At 39.9% G+C, this 18,876-nt stretch carries 15 protein-coding genes and 1 tRNA gene; 9 read left to right on the top strand and 7 right to left on the bottom strand.

What is annotated here, in order from left to right:
• Positions 1–18 precede the first annotated feature (18 nt).
• The 6 genes from ispG (at position 19) to AC1M9B_RS10425 (ending at position 6,644) form a co-directional block, all read left to right on the top strand.
• The gene (gene ispG / locus AC1M9B_RS10400) at positions 19–1,140 is read left to right on the top strand and encodes a flavodoxin-dependent (E)-4-hydroxy-3-methylbut-2-enyl-diphosphate synthase (protein WP_092767631.1); all 1,122 of its coding nucleotides are present in this window, start codon (positions 19–21) and stop codon (positions 1,138–1,140) included.
• Positions 1,141–1,143: 3 nt separating this feature from the next.
• Positions 1,144–2,439, top strand: coding sequence for a histidine--tRNA ligase (gene hisS, locus AC1M9B_RS10405; protein WP_481609055.1), 1,296 nt, complete (start codon positions 1,144–1,146; stop codon positions 2,437–2,439).
• 29 nt (positions 2,440–2,468) lie between these two features.
• A complete protein-coding gene (locus tag AC1M9B_RS10410) occupies positions 2,469–3,170 on the top strand; it encodes a YfgM family protein (RefSeq protein WP_481609056.1) in 702 nt (233 codons plus the stop codon).
• Entirely contained in the window at positions 3,170–4,318 is a 1,149-nt protein-coding gene (gene bamB / locus AC1M9B_RS10415) for an outer membrane protein assembly factor BamB (RefSeq protein ID WP_481609057.1), read from the top strand. Before AC1M9B_RS10410 ends, bamB begins: the two co-directional genes overlap by 1 nt.
• A gap of 170 nt (positions 4,319–4,488) precedes the next feature.
• Positions 4,489–5,901: a ribosome biogenesis GTPase Der gene (gene der, locus AC1M9B_RS10420; RefSeq protein ID WP_035265604.1), complete on the top strand. Its 1,413-nt coding sequence runs from the start codon at positions 4,489–4,491 to the stop codon at positions 5,899–5,901.
• A 98-nt stretch (positions 5,902–5,999) separates the two neighbouring features.
• Complete coding sequence (locus AC1M9B_RS10425) at positions 6,000–6,644, top strand: 4'-phosphopantetheinyl transferase family protein (protein ID WP_481607940.1); 645 nt, start codon at positions 6,000–6,002, stop codon at positions 6,642–6,644.
• A gap of 38 nt (positions 6,645–6,682) precedes the next feature.
• Here AC1M9B_RS10425 and secF read toward each other — a convergent pair whose 3' ends face one another.
• From secF to queA, 7 genes are all read right to left on the bottom strand, one after another.
• Positions 6,683–7,660: a protein translocase subunit SecF gene (gene secF / locus AC1M9B_RS10430; protein WP_481596076.1), complete on the bottom strand. Its 978-nt coding sequence runs from the start codon at positions 7,658–7,660 to the stop codon at positions 6,683–6,685.
• Positions 7,661–7,667: 7 nt separating this feature from the next.
• Positions 7,668–9,569, bottom strand: a complete 1,902-nt coding sequence (gene secD / locus AC1M9B_RS10435; protein ID WP_481609058.1) for a protein translocase subunit SecD — start codon at positions 9,567–9,569, stop codon at positions 7,668–7,670.
• A 53-nt stretch (positions 9,570–9,622) separates the two neighbouring features.
• Positions 9,623–9,952, bottom strand: coding sequence for a preprotein translocase subunit YajC (yajC, locus tag AC1M9B_RS10440; RefSeq protein WP_035265599.1), 330 nt, complete (start codon positions 9,950–9,952; stop codon positions 9,623–9,625).
• A 97-nt stretch (positions 9,953–10,049) separates the two neighbouring features.
• The gene (gene tgt / locus AC1M9B_RS10445; RefSeq protein ID WP_035265598.1) at positions 10,050–11,180 is read right to left on the bottom strand and encodes a tRNA guanosine(34) transglycosylase Tgt; all 1,131 of its coding nucleotides are present in this window, start codon (positions 11,178–11,180) and stop codon (positions 10,050–10,052) included.
• A gap of 285 nt (positions 11,181–11,465) precedes the next feature.
• A complete protein-coding gene (locus AC1M9B_RS10450) occupies positions 11,466–12,041 on the bottom strand; it encodes a LemA family protein (RefSeq protein WP_481591688.1) in 576 nt (191 codons plus the stop codon).
• An 18-nt stretch (positions 12,042–12,059) separates the two neighbouring features.
• Positions 12,060–13,034: a hypothetical protein gene (locus tag AC1M9B_RS10455; RefSeq protein WP_481609059.1), complete on the bottom strand. Its 975-nt coding sequence runs from the start codon at positions 13,032–13,034 to the stop codon at positions 12,060–12,062.
• Positions 13,035–13,104: 70 nt separating this feature from the next.
• Positions 13,105–14,142 carry a tRNA preQ1(34) S-adenosylmethionine ribosyltransferase-isomerase QueA gene (queA, locus tag AC1M9B_RS10460; RefSeq protein WP_180028870.1) on the bottom strand — a complete coding sequence of 346 codons (1,038 nt, stop codon included), beginning with the start codon at positions 14,140–14,142 and terminating at the stop codon, positions 13,105–13,107.
• A gap of 182 nt (positions 14,143–14,324) precedes the next feature.
• Here queA and AC1M9B_RS10465 point away from each other — a divergent pair.
• From AC1M9B_RS10465 to glnE, 3 genes are all read left to right on the top strand, one after another.
• Positions 14,325–14,411 (top strand) — tRNA-Leu (locus tag AC1M9B_RS10465).
• Between the two features lie 358 nt (positions 14,412–14,769).
• Positions 14,770–16,050: a sensor histidine kinase gene (locus AC1M9B_RS10470; protein WP_180028869.1), complete on the top strand. Its 1,281-nt coding sequence runs from the start codon at positions 14,770–14,772 to the stop codon at positions 16,048–16,050.
• A 65-nt stretch (positions 16,051–16,115) separates the two neighbouring features.
• Complete coding sequence (gene glnE, locus AC1M9B_RS10475) at positions 16,116–18,857, top strand: bifunctional [glutamate--ammonia ligase]-adenylyl-L-tyrosine phosphorylase/[glutamate--ammonia-ligase] adenylyltransferase (protein WP_481609060.1); 2,742 nt, start codon at positions 16,116–16,118, stop codon at positions 18,855–18,857.
• Positions 18,858–18,876 lie beyond the last annotated feature (19 nt).

The raw sequence follows: 18,876 nt of genomic DNA on the forward strand, positions 1-18,876 counted from the left end.
TGGGTTAAAGGTAAAACGATGATCGAGAATCCGATTCGACGCAAACCAACACGTAAAATTCGCGTAGGTTCTGTGTATGTGGGGGGCGATGCGCCAATCAGTATTCAAAGCATGACCAATACTGAAACTTGTGATGTAGCTGCAACAGTTGCACAAATTCAACGTTGTGTGGATGCTGGCGCAGATATTATGCGTGTGTCTGTACCGAGTATGGAAGCCGCTGCTGCTTTTGGAGAAATCCGTAAACAAGTGCAAGTTCCACTCGTTGCCGATATCCATTTTGACTATAAAATTGCTTTGGCTGTTGCAGATTTGGGTGCAGATTGTCTGCGTATCAACCCAGGGAATATCGGTTCAGAAGCAAAAATTCGCGAAGTGGTTGCTGCTGCTCGTCACAACGATATTTCAATGCGAATTGGTGTCAATGCAGGCTCTCTCGAAAAAGATATTCAAAAGAAATATGGTGAGCCAACAGGTCAAGCTTTGCTTGAGTCAGCAATGCGTCATATTGATATTTTAGATCGTTTGGATTTCCAAGAGTTTAAAGTGTCAGTGAAAGCATCGAATGTCTTTTTGACGATGGATGCTTATCGCTTGTTGTCACAACAAATTGACAACCCGTTACATTTAGGAGTGACTGAAGCTGGAATTTACCGTACTGGTTCGGTGAAGTCGGCAATTGCACTGGGCGGATTGTTAATGGAAGGCATTGGCGACACCATGCGAATTTCATTAGCAGCGGAACCTGAGGAAGAAATCAAAATTGGTTTTGATATTCTTAAATCTTTGGGCTTACGTTCAAATGGTATTAACTTTATTGCTTGCCCAAGTTGTTCACGTCAAGAATTTAATGTCATCAAAGTGATGCAAATGCTTGAAGAGCGTTTGGAAGATGTACGTACTCCAATGGATGTTTCTGTCATCGGGTGTAAAGTCAACGGTCCTGGTGAAGCTAAAGAAGCTGATATTGGCGTAGTGGGTGCAAGTCCACGTTCACTGGTGTATCGTAATGGTGAAAAGAGTCATTTAATTGACACAAATCAATTGGTTGACGAAATCGAAAATATGGTTCGTCAACGTGTTAACGAGCTTGAAAAAGCTAAATCAAAAGAGATTATTCGCACAGGTTTTTCTGAGTAGATCATGAGTTCAATCGTCGCAATCAAAGGTTTTAATGACATTCTCCCAACGCAAACCCCAGCTTGGAGACGTCTTGAACAGCATCTGTCTGGTTTGATGGATGCCTATGGCTATCAACAAATTCGTTTGCCGATGGTTGAACAGACAAACTTGTTCAAGCGTTCTATTGGTGATGCAACGGATATCGTTGAAAAAGAGATGTATACGTTCTTAGATAAAGGTAATCCTCCTGAGTCTTTGACTTTACGTCCTGAAGGTACTGCGGGTTGTGTACGTGCTATGCTCGAACATAATTTGCTTCGTGGTGCGACACCGCGTGTTTGGTATATTGGACCGATGTTCCGTTATGAAAAACCGCAAAAAGGTCGTTACCGTCAATTTCATCAATTTGGTGTGGAAACGTTTGGTGTTGCAACTCCTGATCAAGATGCTGAACTGATTTTGATGACTGCGCGTCTGTGGAAACGGATGGGTGTTGCGGACAAAGTTCAATTAGAGCTTAATACTTTAGGTGAGTCAGATGAGCGTGCAGCTTATCGTGCAGCCTTGGTTGAGTTTTTAGAATCACATAAGTCAGATTTAGATGAAGATTCGCAACGTCGTTTAACGACGAATCCACTGCGTATTTTGGACTCTAAAGATGCAAAAACTCAAAGCATTTTAGAAAATGCGCCTAAACTTCATGACTTTATGGGTGAGGAGACGCTGGCACATTTCCAACAATTACAGCAATATCTAACTGATGCAGGTATTTCATTTGTCATTAACCAAAAGTTGGTTCGTGGCTTGGATTACTATAATAAAACTGTATTTGAATGGACGACGACACATCTCGGTTCACAGGGTACGGTTTGTGCTGGTGGTCGTTATGATGGTTTAGTGGGCCAGTTAAAAGGTAAACCAGATCAATCGGTTCCTGCGGTTGGTTTTGCAATGGGTATTGAGCGTTTATTGCTTCTTTTAGAACAAGTAGAAGACAATACACCAGTACGTGATTGTGAAGTATTTTTACTTGCAGATCCTGCGACGCAAGGTAAAGCTTTAGTTTTGGCTGAGCAAATTCGAGATCAACTTGAAGCTGCAAGCAGTTCAGTGCGTCTGAAAGTTGGCTCTCAAGGTTCGATGAAAAGTCAAATGAAAAAAGCGGATCAGTCCGGTGCAATTTATGCCTTAATCTTTGGTGAGCGTGAAGCTGAGGCGCAACAACTTTCAGTCAAAGAGTTGGCTACAGCAGAGCAGACACAAGTAGCGGTCAATGACATTGTGCCGTTCATCATTGATAAACTATCTTCAAAATAAATTTAAGAACATAAGGAAAGGGCGATCATATGAGCGCAATGACTGACGAAGAACAACTGCATACAGCAAAGTCGTTTTTTAAGAAATATGGATCGGCGTTGATTACGCTGATTCTTCTTGCCCTGATCGCCTTTTTCGGATGGGAATATTGGAAGAAGAAAAACGTAGCAGAAGATCAAATACAGACTGCTAAAGTACAGCTCTTAGTTGATGAAGCGAAAGCTGCAACAACTGATCCTAAAGTAGCGACTGCTTTGGATGGAACTGCTGAAAAAATTGTAAAAGAAAATCCTGATTCGATTCATGCGGTTCAAACGCAATTTGTAATGGCAAAATTGGCTTATGAGCAAGAGAATTATGCTAAAGCTGAACGTGAATTGAAAAAAATTGAAAATGCTCAAATCAAAGATGAAGGTTTACAACACATCATTAAGCTTCGTTTAGCAGATGCTCAACTGGCACAAAAAAAATATGATGAGGCTTTAAAAACACTGTCTGGGTTAAATTTGCCCGCTTTCAAAACAACTGTAGATGAAGCACGTGGCGATATTTATATTGCTAAGAATGATATTGAAAATGCGAAAAAAGCTTATCAGAGCGCATGGGATAACTTAATTGCAACTAAACAAGAACGCCAAATCTTACAAATTAAACTCGAAAGTGTTGGCATATTAGTAGATGATCCTGAAATTGAGCGCCCAATTTTAGATATACAAACGGATGAGTCTTAATGGATAGAAAGTATAAAATTTCTTTTGTTCTAGCGACATTGTCGTGTGCACTAATGGCGTGTACAAGCAATACGGTGAAAGAAGAAAAGGTGAAACCTAATCCGTTGCCTAAAATTCAGCAATCGGTGAGCTTAGCACCTATTTTTTCACATAATGTTTCAGCGACGGATACTGCTGATCCATTGCGTTTGAGAATGGCGAATGATCAAGGTGTTTTATACTTTTTAGATCCTAAGGGACAGGTTTCTGCATATCAAGGTAAGCAGCGTGTCTGGGAAAAACAAGTTACCAAGCTTGGTTTAAGTTCAGGTGTTGAAGCGGCCAATGGGTTAGTGATCGTCGGCAACAAGAAAGGTCAACTGTTTGCTCTCGATCAAAAAACGGGTGATATCCGTTGGACTGCGCAATTAAGTGGTGCAATTTTGAGTGCGGCGCTCATTCAGACTGGTCGAGTGATCGTTGTTGCAAATGACGGTACGGTGTTTGGTCTGGATGAAAAAACAGGTCAACAAGTGTGGACCTATCGTATGCCAAACGAACAATTGAGCTTACGCGGTCAAGCTTCACCTGTGCGCTTAGACCCACGAACAGTGTTAGTGGCCTCGTCAAATGCATACGTGTACGCAATTGATAGTCTCACTGGAACTTTGCGTATGCAAAGACGTGTGGCAGTCAGCGATGGTCGTTCTGATATACAGCGTTTAGTTGATGTGGATGCAGATCCAATCGTTGCAGGACAATTGGTTGTAACCACTAGCTATCAAGGCCAAGTCACTGTACTAGATCTAGTTTCGCAACGTGTGATTTGGAGTGAAGATGCAAGCAGTATTAACCGTGCTGAAGTTGCAGGTCGCCAAGTCTTCGTCACGCAAACAGATGGTAAAATTGTATCGTTTGATCTGGTGACGGGTCAGCCGTTATGGACTAATGATCAATTGCTTAACCGTCAATTAAGCAACCCCGTAATGTTGGGTCACTATTTAGTGGTAGGTGATTATGAGGGGGTACTCCATCTTGTAGATCCTAAAAATGGTCAACTTGTTGGTCGCGAAAAAACGCGTGGTGAAGTACGTTCGTTGCGTGTATTGAACAATCAGCTTTACTCAGTGACACGTACAGGCGCACTTACAATTTGGCAGAATCGTTAATTTTTTCTCTGCTTATGGTAAACTAGTCGCTGAATACATATTTTAAGTTCGGGGTGTTGAATTTTCAGACCCCGACATTTTTATTTTTAAGTAGATGATTCGTCTAACTTCTTCCACAGTTTCTGATGCTCAGGCCAATTGAGTTGGCTGATCTTGTTAAAGGTTAATCTATGAAACCCGTTATTGCGCTCATTGGTCGTCCGAACGTCGGAAAATCAACGCTGTTTAACCAGATTACCAAAAGTCGTGACGCGCTTGTTGCAGACTTTGCCGGTCTTACTCGTGACCGTAAATATGGTGATGCAGTTTATCAAAATAAATCATTTATCGTTGTAGATACTGGCGGTATCGGTGAAAACGAAGGTGGGATCGACTCTTACATGGCAGAGCAGTCTAAAACTGCGATTCATGAAGCAGATATGATTATCTTTGTTGTCGATGCGCGTGCAGGTCTTCTAGCTTCTGATGAACAGATTGCGCGTGAGTTACGTACACTCGGTAAAAAAGTATTTTTAGTTGCCAACAAAGTCGATGGTGTCCATGCAGAGGCAGCATTGGTTGAGTTTTTTAAGTTGGGTATGGGTGAACCGATGCAAGTGGCTGCAAGCCATGGGCGTGGTGTTCAACAAATGCTCGAAGAAGTGCTTGAAGATGTGCCAGAAGATGACCTAAGTGAACAGCGTGATGAAGATACTGGGCTTCGTCTAGCGATTATCGGTCGTCCGAACGTAGGTAAGTCAACATTAGTTAATCGCCTGTTAGGTGAAGAACGTGTCGTTGCTTTTGACCAGCCTGGTACTACACGTGACTCAATTTACATCCCATTTGAGCGTGATGGTCGAAAATATACGCTCATTGACACTGCCGGTGTTCGTCGTAAAGGTAAAGTGGATGAAATGATTGAGAAATTCTCAATCGTAAAGACTTTACAAGCAATGAAAGATGCCAACGTTGTCGTTGTTGTTGTTGATGCGCGTGAAGGTATTGTTGAGCAAGACTTGCATTTGATTGGATATGCGATTGAAGCTGGTCGTGCGATGGTGATTGCGATCAATAAATGGGACAATATGTCAGAATATGATCGCAAACAATGTAAATTGGATGTTGAGCGTCGTTTTGACTTTATTCCATGGGCAAAAATCCATTTAATTTCTGCTTTGCATGGTACAGGTGTGGGTGAGCTTTATCCTTCAATCCACCGTGCATATGAATCTTCACGTTTGAAAGTATCTCCAGCGAAAATCACTGAGATCTTAAAAGATGCAACAGACGCGCATCATCCACCTAAAGTTCAAGGCCGTGCAATTAAAATGCGTTATGCGCATATCGGTGGTCAAAACCCGCCTACGATTGTGATTCACGGTAATAAAGTTGATAAAACCCCAGCTGACTATCGTCGTTACTTAGAAAACGTGTTCCGTAAAGTGTATAAACTAGAGGGTACACCTGTAAAAATTGAATTTAAAACTTCAGAGAACCCATTTGAAGGTCGTAAATCTCAAATTGACGAGCGTACTGCGGCACGTAAACGTCGTTATGTACAGAAGTTTAAGAAAGCCGAGAAGAAGTTCAAACGCGGTTAATCAATTGTAAATTTAGTCCAGAAAGCCCAAATGTGAAGTTTGGGCTTTTTTTATCATGCGAATAAATTAAGATAAATGGAATCACTGAGAACGTTATTATGACCCGTCATATTCAAATTGATATTTCAAAAATTTCTTCTTTTTTTCAAGTTCCTGAAAATCTCACACGCACAGAAGAAATTAGTCTTAGAAAAAAAATGATTTACCAATATCGCAACAGATTACTAGGAAGTAAATTAAACAGAACAATAAAAAATGAGGATATTGACCAAACGAAAGATGGAAAACCTTTTTTGAAAAAAATCTCAAACTTTGAGTTTAACCATAGTCATAGTCAACATTATTATGCTTTAGTTACATCACATCATATTCGAGATTTGGGTGTGGATATTGAGGAGCTGAATCGATCAATTCGATTCGAAGCTTTAGCCAAACATGCATTTCATCCACTGGAATATGCGGTATGGGCAGAATTGGATTTTGATTCTCGCTATTGGTTTAAAGTCTGGACCATTAAGGAAGCAATTTTGAAGGCACATGGGATGGGAATCCGTATGAGCTTAAATGAGTTGAATACCAATGCCCATACCACACACATGGGTGGGGTTTGTGAGCATCCAGTCTTAGGGGTATTTGCTTATCAGAATTTTGAAATCATGGATTGTATGCTGACAGTCGCATGGCGAAGTGAATACTCTTGCCGTGGTTTTGCAATTCCTCAAATTCAAATCACTCAACATTAAAAAAGCCCATCATTTGATGGGCTTTTTGTATTGAATGTTTATTGAGGAATTTCTTCTTCCTCTTCAAATTCAGGTTTTACTTGAACAATAAAGTCTTGGCGGTTCAGACCACGCCACAATGCAAATGCAGTACCGATATAAATCGAAGAATATGTTCCGACAAAAACACCGACAAACATTGCAATCGAGAACCATTTCAAACCATCGCCGCCCATGATCATCATAGCAACGACCACAAGCAATAGCGTCATCGAAGTGTGGATGGTACGACGTAAGGTTTCAGTCAATGCAATATTGATGATCTCAAGAGGTTCTGCCCCACGAATTTTACGGAAGTTCTCACGAATACGATCCGAGACAACAATATTATCGTTTAATGAGAAACCAATAATCGCTAGAAGAGCAGCTAAAACGGTTAGGTCAAATGGCCACTGCATCAATGCAAAAATACCAAGAGTCACGATAATATCGTGAAATAGCGATAGAACTGCACCCATTGCCAACTTGAATTCGAAGCGAATCGTCACATAAATCAGCATGATAATCAGAGCCAAAGCCACAGCACCTGCTGATTTAATGTAAAGTTCGTTTCCGACTTGACCACCAACAACATCTACCTTAGGTACAGTCACGGTATTATTGTCTAATTGAACTGCGGTGGTAATTGATTTGGTTAGATCTTCCGCTTCAATATCTTCTTGTACGGGCATACGAACCATTAAATCTCGTTCAGAACCTAAGGTTTGAACAACCGCATCATTAAAACCCGCATCACTTAATGCTTGCGTCACTTCAGAGGGTTTTACAGGATTGGCATAATTCAGTTCAGCTGCAACACCGCCAGTAAAGTCTAATCCTAAATTCAGACCTTTAGTCGCGATAAAGAAGATACTTGCAATAGTCAGGATGATTGAAAGCCAAGCTGCTGGCTTTGCAATCTTCATGAAAGGAATTACGCGTTCGTTGTCTGGACGGCCGTATTGTTTTGATTCGAGTTGAGTATTTTCAGTCATGATAGATCTCCTAAATGCTCAACTTTTTCAAGTTACGTTTTTTACCGTAAATGATCTGTACAATTGCACGGGTTACTGTAATCGCAGTAAACATCGAGCAAACAATACCAATCATGAGTGTCACGGCAAATCCTTTGATCGGACCAGTACCAATGGCAAAGAGGATAAATGCAACAAGGAATGTGGTTAAGTTCGAGTCAAAGATGGTGTTATAAGCTCGATCATAACCTGCAACAATCGCCTGTTTAGGCGATGCTCCCCATTTGATTTCCTCGCGTATTCGCTCGCAAATTAGAACGTTTGCATCCACCGCCATACCGATGGTAATAACGATACCTGCAATACCTGGCAGCGTTAATGAAGCACCGATCCAAGACATAACCGTCAAGATCATTGCTAAGTTGAATACTAGAGCGAAGTTCGCAATGACACCGAATAAGCGGAAGAATACCACCATCCAAATTGCGACCAAGATGAATCCAATTTGAGTGGATAGTACACCCTTATCGATGTTTTCTTGACCTAAGCTTGGACCGATAACACGCTCTTCAACAAAGTACATTGGCGCAGCGAGCGCACCTGCACGAAGCATTAAAGCTAGCTCAGCTGCTTCTTGGGGTGAATCTAAACCAGTAATACGGAACTGTGAACCCAGTACTGCTTGAATATTTGCTGCATTAATGACGACAGATTCAGTATATGGTGTGCGTACTTCAGTTTGTGCACCTGTTTCAGGATCTTCAACGTAACTGATACGTTGTTTATTCTCAATGAACAGTACCGCCATACGCTTACCAACAGCGCTACGAGTCGCATCTGACATTAACTTACCACCTGCATTATCAAGGGTAATGTTAACTTCTGCTGTACCACTATCTTGTCCAAAGCCTGAAGAAGCATTTTGTACACGCTCACCCGTCAGAATACGATTACGGTTAAGTAAAAGTTCACGACCACTGTCTAAAGATTCATAGGCGAATACTTCTGTCCCTGGAGGTAAGGGTTGACCATTATATTTCCCTGAATAAGGATCAATATATTGATCATTTAGATCAGACACCAAACGGAATTCTAAGTTTGCTGTACGACCTAAGATACGTTTTGCTTCAGCTGTGTCTTGGACACCTGGTAATTCAACCACAATACGGTTGCTACCTTGGGTTTGAACCAATGCTTCTGCAACACCAAGTTCATTAATACGATTACGAAGTGTTGTTAAGTTTTGATCTAACGCATACGACTGAATTTCTTGCTTTGTGGTATCTGTATAGGTTAAACGAAGACTGGCACCATTTTCAGTTGCAAGTGCTTGTTGAGTATATTTATTGCCGTTACGACGAAGTTGATCCATCGCTGCTGCACGATCTTCATTGTTAGCAAATTGAACAATGATCGCATTGTTATTCAATGAAAGACTATTGAATTTGATCTTGTTCTCACGGAATTCGCGTCGCAAATCAGCAGCCGATGTTTCCATGCGCTGCGCAATCGCTTTGTCCATATCCACCTCAAGGAGGAAGTGGACACCACCACGCAAATCAAGACCAAGTTTCATTGGTCGTGCACCGATTTTCTGTAACCATTCAGGTGTTGTTGGCGCGAGGTTTAATGCAACAACATAGTTTTCACCCAGACCTTCACGTAGGATATCTTTTGCTTTTAATTGGGCTTCAGAACTGTCTAAACGTAGAAGGGCAGCATTTTGAGTAAAGCTGTTATTGTGGGATTGGATATTGTTGCTTTTTAATAGTTGCTCTGCTTTTTGAATCACTGTGTCATCAATGACAGAACCAGCTTTTGCACCAGAAATTTGGACAGCTGGTTCATCAGGATACAAACTTGGCAGGGCATATAATGTACTCACGACTAGTACAACTAGAATGAGTAAATATTTCCATGCTGGGTAACGCATTCGCTTTCTTCTTAAAATGAAAAAAGTCGTGCAGCTGCACGACTATTTTATAATTAAAGGTTATTTAGAGTGCCTTCAGGTAATACTGAAATCACACTTGCACGCTGAATTTTAACTTCGTTGCCACGGTTTAATTCAACCACAGCGAAATCACCTTCGAGTTTAGTAATACGGCCCATTAAACCGCCTGCAAAAACGATTTCGCTGCCAACGCCTAAGCTCTCAACCAAAGTGCGATGTTCTTTCGCACGTTTTGCTTGAGGGCGCCAAATTAAGAAGTAGAAAATTGCAATGAATACTGCAATCATCAATAAGTTAGCAACTAAGCTTGGTTGTTGTGCAGCTTCACCAGCTGCGTGTGCAGTCGAAATAAAAAGGCTCATTTCATTTTCCTAAACTAAAAATATCAAAAAAGATGATAAAAAATCGGCTTGTTCAGCAATTTACATTGTCTTTTTGCTCAGCGCAAATACTGATGTATTAATCTTGCGGACAAGGAGGTACTTCAAGCCCACGGCGTGCATAAAAATCGTGAACAAAATCATCAAATGTTCCGTTATCTAATGCATCACGCATCATTTCTGCTAAACGCAAGTAATAACGAAGGTTATGGATTGTGCCAAGCATTGATGCAAGCATCTCACCACATTTTTCTAAATGGTATAGATACGAACGGGTAAAGTTGGTACAGGTGTAACAATCGCAATGCGGATCAAGTGGGCTTTGATCATGGCGGTATTTCGCATTTCGTATACGCACTAAACCGTCCGTAACAAAATAATGTCCATTACGTGCGTTACGAGTTGGCATTACACAATCAAACATGTCTACACCACGACGAACAGCTTCAACGATGTCTTCTGGTTTGCCAACACCCATTAAATAACGTGGTTTATCCGCAGGCATTTGCTCTGGAAGATAATCAAGGACCTTGATCATCTCTTCTTTTGGCTCGCCTACAGAAAGACCGCCAATCGCATAACCATCAAAACCGATTTCTTTTAATCCATTTAGTGATTCTTGGCGGAGGTCTTCATACATGCCGCCTTGAATAATACCAAACAGAGCATTGCGGTTTTTTAACACATCATGATGTTGAGTCTTACAACGCTTTGCCCAACGCAATGAAAGTTGTAGAGATTTCTGAGCTTCTTCGTGAGTCGCTGGATAGGGTGTACATTCATCAAAAATCATCACGATATCTGAATTCAATGTATGTTGAATATCCATCGAAATTTCAGGAGAAAGAAAGACTTTAGAGCCATCAATTGGAGAGCGGAATGTTACGCCGTCTTCTTTGATACTACGCATTGCGCCTAAGCTAAATACTTGGAAGCCACCAGAGTCAGTCAAAATTGGTTTATTCCATTTCATAAAACCATGTAGACCACCGTGCTCACGAATGACATCTAGACCAGGGCGTAGATATAAATGAAAGGTATTTCCTAAAATGACCTGTGATTTAATTTCTTCAATATCACGTGGGAGCATGCCTTTAACAGTACCGTAAGTTCCGACAGGCATAAACATCGGTGTTTCAACGACACCATGTTCCAAGGTTAAGCGTCCGCGTCGAGCGCGACCAGACTGACCTAATTTTTCAAACTTCATAAATTGTCCAAATCGAGGCGAAAAAACAGTTCGCTGATTGATAGCGATAAAGCGCTCTATTTTCCTAGATTCGCGCAGTTTATGCTAGAAAAATTACATTATTCTTAACGACTTGGATTTTTGTTTATGAAAAATTACAAGAGATTCATGATCTTGCTAAACAATGAAGATATCTGCTTATTTTTCGCCCAGCTATACAGTTTTTAGCATATCTTAATATGAATAAATCGTAATGGATAAACAACGTGATTCTCTAAGATATTGCCACTTTTTAAGGTGGAATCCTTATTTGAAATTAGGGCGATAATCAAAATTTTGTTGAGCTTGATGATCTGTAAATGGGCGAATAGGTTTCTTTGCGAGGCTGATACTGTTGATTAAGTTATTTGGAAAAATTTGAATCAAGTTATTAAACTCTTCGACATTTCGATTGAATATTGAAATTGCAGCACTGACATTTTCATTTTGCTCTTGAATGTCATGCATCATTTGGTTGTAAAGCTGATCAGCTTTGAGATCTGGATAATTCTCAACAACCACATTTAAACTTTTCATTAACGACTGACTTAGCGCTTCAATATGCTGAAGCTGAGCTACATCAGTTGATTGTGTATTGAGATTTAGGATTTGTTGGCGTAAGGCTGTGATATTTTCTAATGTTGATTTTTCAAACTCAGTGTATTGAGATAAATTTTGCTCAAGATGCTCTAATGTTTTAATTTTCTGACGTTCAAAATTTGCGACATCTGACCAAGCACGCTGAGAAGCATTCAAATATCTAACGATATTATTTCGAACCCATATTCCCCAAACAATAATCAAAACAAAGATGGAAAGAAAAATGAATAAGCCCACACGCATTACCTAATATGATCGTTATTATGCAACTAAGTTTAGCATGCTCTGTTTGAGTTGTTGATAATTTGGCATGGTTAATGTTCTTAAGTAACCGCGCAAAGCGGATATATTTTTAATGTCTTTGATTTCAAGCTTGTGCGTGACTTCAAATAAATCGCGCTCTCCCAAATAGCACATGATTTGGTCATGAGGGTGGAAAATTAAGTCGCCCTGGTGAAGTCGATAAAATTCAATTAGTTTGAGTGTGGTTGATGGCGTCATGATCTTTGCGAGTTGTAAGCGGTCTGTACCGTAAATCTGAACTTTTTTACGTAGCTCTAAATCGCTGCTCTCCCAGTGCTCTGTATATGGTGCTGTGAACCCTTTCTTTCTACTGGTTGTCGCTAATCCTAGTGGTGATATATCAAATACAAATACGCCCCAATGATGACGTTCAATTTTTTTTAATTTTTGTGGTGTTTTGTTTTGCTCAGGCAGATTGATTTCATCAATAAATCGGTAATGAAAAAGCATAACAGGAAAATCTTGATTTTGCGCGTTTTTCCACGTGGTGGAGGCAAACTTTAAAATATCATTGGCATGGTTACCTTGGTTAAACAAAGGAAATTTTTGCCTTAGCTGACTTATGATCAAGGTGTTATGTCTATTTGTTCCAAGGTGTGATGGCGTTGAATAAGCTTCTATACCGAATTTAAAACCAATCATTCGCTCTTCAAGAAATGAAATCACTTCATGAATAGGTTTATTCGGTTCATAAATTATATATGCAATCAGGATAAGTATCGCCGATGCGCTATATGCCATCCATTTTAATGTGTCAAAAATAGGAAAGAGCGAAAAAACACTGAATATGATGGCAAGCGTAACTAAAAATTTAGGTATGCCATTGTGAAAAAAGAGTTGGGTATTCGAACCCCATGGATGTAATCCTTGCAGGATGTCATCAGAATGTTGAGCAGAACGTCCAAGAGCCCAAAGCCGATCAACACTGGCCATAATTTGCTTGTTCTTTCGGGTGCGAAGGTGAAGCAGTTGCTGAACAGAATCAATCGGCATAGATCAGATCCTAATCTTTTGCTTGGTCAATCAACATTGCGTCACCATAACTAAAGAAACGATAGCGTTCTTTTACAGCATGTTGATACGCATTCAAAATATAATCACGATTGGACAGGGCTGAGACAAGCATTAATAATGTTGATTCTGGAAGGTGGAAGTTAGTAATTAAGCGATCTACTACTTTAAATTCATAACCAGGATAAATAAAAATCTGAGTATCACCAGTCCAGCCCTTCAGTTGGCCATCATTGGCTTGAGCCGCACTTTCAGTTGCCCGTGTTGCAGTCGTTCCGACGGCAATCACTTTATTGCCTCGATCTTTAGTCGCCTTAATCAACGCCATAGCTTCATCGCTGACTTGGCACCATTCACTGTGCATGATGTGATTTTCGATATCAGTGGTGCGTACTGGTAAGAAGGTACCTGCACCCACATGTAAGGTGACAAATGTCTTGTTTACACCTTTATCTTCAAGTTTTTTTAATAGTTGTTCATCAAAATGTAGAGACGCCGTTGGAGCAGCAACGCTAGCAATTTTTGTAGGATCATTAAATACGGTTTGATAACGAACAGTATCAATATCTTCTGCTTCTCGGTTGAAGTAAGGTGGAATAGGCAATGCACCATACTGATCCAATACATCTAAGATTGGTTTGGAAAATTCCACCACATAGAGATTTTCATGGCGCCCTTGAACCGTAACTTTAACCTCATCTGATCCGACAAAAAGCTCAGCACCTGGTTTTGGTGAGTTACTTGCTTTGATATGGCAATGAGCAATAAATTGATCAAGCATTCTTTCAACCAGAACCTCAATCGCACCACCCGAAGCACGCTTACCTTTCAAGCGAGCTTTCATTACCTTAGTATCATTGAGAACTAATAAATCACCTTCATTAAACAGGTCTAAAATATCGGTAAATTGGTGATCGTCATATTGACCATCGGCTTTAAGATGAAGTAAGCGAGAAGCGCTTCGCTCTTCAAGAGGGTAACGGGCAATAAGTTCGTCAGGGAGTTCAAAGTTAAAATCAGAAAGTTGCATAAGAATATAAAAATGGAATCAGCAAAAATTTTGGCATTAGTATATGCTTTTTTTGCCCAGTTCGAGTTGAGTTTGGTGGTTAAAAAAGCATAATGCATGCTATTGATTTAAAAATAGGCGCTTGAGTCAGGTTTTGCATTGACAAAGAAAAGAAAAACGATATTATACCGAACACAACCTTTCCCGAGGTGGTGAAATTGGTAGACGCGGCGGACTCAAAATCCGCTGTCAGAGATGACGTGTCGGTTCGAGTCCGACCCTCGGGACCAAATACTTAAAGGCCTTCAAGCATATTCAGACTTGAGGGCCTTTTTATTTGTTTTAAATAAATAAAGGAATTTTAAAATTTCAAATGAAGATTTGATGAATAATATAAGATAAGGATTGAGTAAATTTTATTTTAATAATAAATAGTTATGGTTTATTCAATCGATCTTCACTAGATGCTTACGTTTTATAAAGTACGACTCATGCTTTAGCTAGATATTCAGTCCTCAAAAATGCACTTTCTTAATATTTGAGAATGTATTAGTCTTGATGAAATAAGGTTTCATTTCTTTACTGTGAAATGAAAAAATAAAATGTAATCGATCATTATTCCCCTTTACTCCATGGCAGGATGTAGACATGAAAATAGAATTTATAGATGTCGATCAAGCTGATCAGCTCAGTGCCTGCAAAATGTCTCTTTTACTCGGTGTATCAACGCCAAAAAATCAACTTGAGAGTTTTTTAAGATTTGCGCGTGGCATTTTAAATGCGGAGTCAGCAATCTTAGCTTTTCATGATGAACCATATGTGTGGCATTCTTCTCCAAATGGATTTAAAGCTTTTAATGCCAATAAAAAAGCAAAATTATTACCATATTTCGCGGGTCAAACTTCGATCAGTCGTGATCATCCTAATTATTCATCTTTTTCAGCACATATTCATCAACTCGGAGTTGATCACGAGCGAATTATAGCCATTGATTTAAAAGTGAATGATGATTTTTCAATTGGTCAAGTGATTTTATTTGATAATCAGCACCAACCTTTTGATGATCAAAATTTAGAACTGGTTTATGATTTTTCAATGAGCTTAATTCGTATATTAGAGCTTCATTCGGATTATGCGGAACTCAAAGAATTATATGAACAACAATCGGCGCTTAATTTCAGTAAAACAAAATTCTTTCAAATCATTGCACACGATTTACGCGCACCATTTCATGGCTTATTAGGTTTTTCTGATGTATTGGCCAATGAACGTGAAAGTTTGGATGAGGACAGTGTACAGAATATCGCTGAGTATCTACATGATACCGCTCAATCGACTTATAACTTATTGGAAAGCCTATTAAATTGGGCAATGGCTGAAGGCGGGAGATTTGTCTATCACCCTATTCAGTTTGAGCTTAAACAGGTGACAAAAATCGTTTTTGATGTTTTAAACACGTTGGCTGTGAAAAAAAATATTCAATTAATTGAAAGTGTGCCGCAAGAGTTAAAAGTCTTTGCCGACATTAATATGATCACATCAGTGATTCAAAACTTGGTATCCAATGCTTTGAAGTTTACTCATGTGGATGGAACTGGAAAAGTTTATATCGAAGCATCAAAATGCGATCAAGGTGTCGAAATTGCCATTCGCGATACAGGTTTAGGTATGACATCACAGCAAATTGAGAAGCTTTTTCAACCGGATTTGAAGGTATCTATTCGTGGTACATCTGGTGAAAAAGGTGCTGGTTTAGGTTTGGTGTTATGTAAAAGATTTGTTGATTTGAATCATGGTGAAATTTGTGTCAGTTCTCAACAAGGTCAAGGTACGACTTTTAAAGTCATATTACCTGAAGCAGACACTCATGCAGCGTTACCTGCCACCCCAAATACGAGTAATCAAACATCTTTGGAAAAAGTGAACTAAATAGTCCACAAATTGCGTAAGGACTGATATAAAAGAGTTTTAGATTTATTCAGGCTTTTTTTCAAATGAATGCTGATCAGTTGCAAAAAACTCTTAGAGCCAGTCAATACGCGGAACAAGTTTATAATTTACATCAAACATTATTAGAACAAGATTATTCATCTGATCAATTTAATAAATTTTTAAGTACTGAACAAATCTATCACATTGTACGAAAAGAACTTGCTGACATTCAGGATGAAAAAGAATGGATGCAAAAAATTCGAATTTTGCGAGCACGTTTAATGTTTCGGTGGATTTGGCAGGATGCGAACCGCCTCATTTCAGTTATTACATTGACTCGTGAGCTTTCAGACTTTGCCGATGCCAGTATTGATGCAGCCAAAAGCTTCGCTTATCGTCCATTGCAAGCCAAACATGGAGAGCCGATCGGCTATAACGGTAAGCTTCAAGACCTTATCGTGATTGCAATGGGTAAATTGGGGGCTCAGGAACTTAATTTATCCAGTGATATTGATCTTATATTTGCCTTCGATGAGCAAGGTGAAACCAATGGTCGTAAATGTATTGATGTTCAGCAATTTTGCATCCTTTGGGGGCAAAAAATTATTTATTTGTTGGAACATATCACCGCAGATGGATTTGTATTCCGAGTGGATATGCGATTACGACCATGGGGTGATGGTTCAGCACTTGCAATCAGTCATGCGGCACTCGAAAAGTATCTCAGTCAACATGGGCGTGAGTGGGAGCGTTATGCATGGATAAAGGCGCGTATTGTTACAGGAGGAAAGGAAGGGGATGAGCTTCTGGAAATGACTCGACCTTTTGTATTCCGCCGTTATGTGGACTACACTGCTTTTGCAGCGATGCGTGAAATGAAAGCGATGATTGAGCGTGAAGTTCAACGTAGAAATATTGAAGATGATATTAAACTTGGTGCAGGTGGTATTCGTGAAGTCGAGTTTATCGTTCAAGTTTTCCAGTTGATTTATGGTGGTTCAAAACTTGAGCTACAAGACCGTCAATGTTTAGTGAGTCTACATCATTTGGGGGTTGTTGGATTACTTGAACCTGAAGTGGTAGATGAGCTTGAAAATGCTTATTTATTCTTGCGTCGTGTGGAACATGCTATTCAAGCCTTAAATGACCAACAAACGCAATCACTGCCTACTGAGGTTGACCAAAGAAATCGCATCGTAGAAACACTTGGATTTGAAAGTTGGGATGCGTTCTTAGATGTTCTCAATGAGAAGCGCGCTATAGTAACTTATCAGTTTGAGCATTTAATTAAAGAAAAAGAAGTAGATCCATTGGTTGAAAGCTTTAGCCAAATAGAGCAGCAATTGAATGAAGTTTTAGATGAGTCTGCTAAAAATTTGGTTCGTGAATTTTGGTATGGACATGCCATCAAAAAATTACCCGCTAAAGCAGTTAATCGTTTAAAAGAGTTTTGGCCTCATCTGATTCAAGCTGTTCTTGAATCGGATAATCCACAAGTCGCTTTGGTAAGGCTGATGCCACTGGTTGAATCTGTGATGCGGCGAACAGTCTATCTAGTGATGTTAATTGAAAGCAAAGGAGCATTACAGCGACTCGTTAAAATGGCGACTGTAAGCCCATGGATTTGTGAAGAGCTAACCCATTATCCAGTTTTACTCGATGAGTTTTTATCAATGGATTTTGAGCTACCTAAACGCCAAGATTTGGAGGATTCACTCAGACAGCAGCTGCTGCGTATTGAAATTGATCAAGTGGAAGATCAAATGCGCGTATTGCGCTTATTCAAAAAATCGAATGTTTTGACTGTAGCAGCAAGTGATGTATTGGCTGAAAGTCCACTGATGCGTGTGTCTGATGCGCTCACCGATATTGCTGAGGTTTCAGTTCAAGCAACTTTGAATTTAGCATATCAAATTACAGCAAAAAAACATGGTTACCCAGTAGATGCAGATGGTCAGCGTTGTTCAAAAAATCATATGGCATTCAGTGTCATTGGGTATGGGAAATTAGGCGGTATTGAACTTGGGTATGGTTCAGACCTTGATTTAGTCTTTATCCACTATATGGATGAGCAGGCAGATACAGATGGCTTGAAACCAATTAGTGGTTTTGAATTTGCGATGCGTGTTGGGCAAAAGCTCATGTCGCTGATGACAACCCAAACTTTAGATGGTCGTGTGTATGAGATTGATACACGATTGCGTCCTTCAGGAGAAGCTGGGCTTCTCGTCACAAGCCTTAAGGCTTTTGAGCAATACCAACTTAAAAATGCATGGCTTTGGGAGCATCAAGCGATTGTTCGTGCGCGTAGTATAGCGGGTGAGCAAAGCTTAAGAGAAAAGTTTGAGGAATTACGCTGTCGTATTTTAACTTTGCCTCGAAATGAAGAAACGGTGAGAGCAGAAGTGCTAAAAATGCGTCAAAAAATGAAAGACCATTTAGGCTCATCAAATGAGCAAAAAAAAGATGGAATTTTTCATTTAAAACAGGATGCAGGTGGTATCGTTGATATCGAATTTATGGCACAGTATGCAGTATTAGCATGGAGTGGGACGAATCCTGATCTCGCCCATTACTCCGACAATGTACGAATCCTTGAGGATGCCGCAAAAACTGGCTGCTTATCCAGCGCCGATGCGACAGCATTGATTCAAGCTTATCTCCGTGAACGTGCCGAGAGTCATCGTTTAGCCCTTGCAAATCAATCCATGCAAGTGAGTGCTGCGAATTGGCTCGATACCCGTAAGGTCGTTTGCAAGCTATGGCAAAGATTAATAGATCCAACTGCATCAGTAGTTGGATAGAAATGACTGTGTATAAAAA

Source organism: Acinetobacter sp. ANC_7513 (genome assembly GCF_056779915.1).

Excerpts from the sequence above, each read along its gene's own strand:
- yajC (WP_035265599.1), bottom strand. The coding sequence starts at position 9,952 with ATGAGCCTTTTTATTTCGACTGCACACGCAGCTGGTGAAGCTGCACAA.
- AC1M9B_RS10455 (WP_481609059.1), bottom strand. The coding sequence starts at position 13,034 with ATGGCCAGTGTTGATCGGCTTTGGGCTCTTGGACGTTCTGCTCAACAT.
- der (WP_035265604.1), top strand. The coding sequence starts at position 4,489 with ATGAAACCCGTTATTGCGCTCATTGGTCGTCCGAACGTCGGAAAATCA.
- ispG (WP_092767631.1), top strand. The coding sequence starts at position 19 with ATGATCGAGAATCCGATTCGACGCAAACCAACACGTAAAATTCGCGTA.
- queA (WP_180028870.1), bottom strand. The coding sequence starts at position 14,142 with ATGCAACTTTCTGATTTTAACTTTGAACTCCCTGACGAACTTATTGCC.
- AC1M9B_RS10410 (WP_481609056.1), top strand. The coding sequence starts at position 2,469 with ATGAGCGCAATGACTGACGAAGAACAACTGCATACAGCAAAGTCGTTT.
- hisS (WP_481609055.1), top strand. The coding sequence starts at position 1,144 with ATGAGTTCAATCGTCGCAATCAAAGGTTTTAATGACATTCTCCCAACG.
- AC1M9B_RS10425 (WP_481607940.1), top strand. The coding sequence starts at position 6,000 with ATGACCCGTCATATTCAAATTGATATTTCAAAAATTTCTTCTTTTTTT.
- AC1M9B_RS10470 (WP_180028869.1), top strand. The coding sequence starts at position 14,770 with ATGAAAATAGAATTTATAGATGTCGATCAAGCTGATCAGCTCAGTGCC.
- tgt (WP_035265598.1), bottom strand. The coding sequence starts at position 11,180 with ATGAAGTTTGAAAAATTAGGTCAGTCTGGTCGCGCTCGACGCGGACGC.
- secD (WP_481609058.1), bottom strand. The coding sequence starts at position 9,569 with ATGCGTTACCCAGCATGGAAATATTTACTCATTCTAGTTGTACTAGTC.
- glnE (WP_481609060.1), top strand. The coding sequence starts at position 16,116 with ATGAATGCTGATCAGTTGCAAAAAACTCTTAGAGCCAGTCAATACGCG.
- bamB (WP_481609057.1), top strand. The coding sequence starts at position 3,170 with ATGGATAGAAAGTATAAAATTTCTTTTGTTCTAGCGACATTGTCGTGT.
- AC1M9B_RS10450 (WP_481591688.1), bottom strand. The coding sequence starts at position 12,041 with ATGCGTGTGGGCTTATTCATTTTTCTTTCCATCTTTGTTTTGATTATT.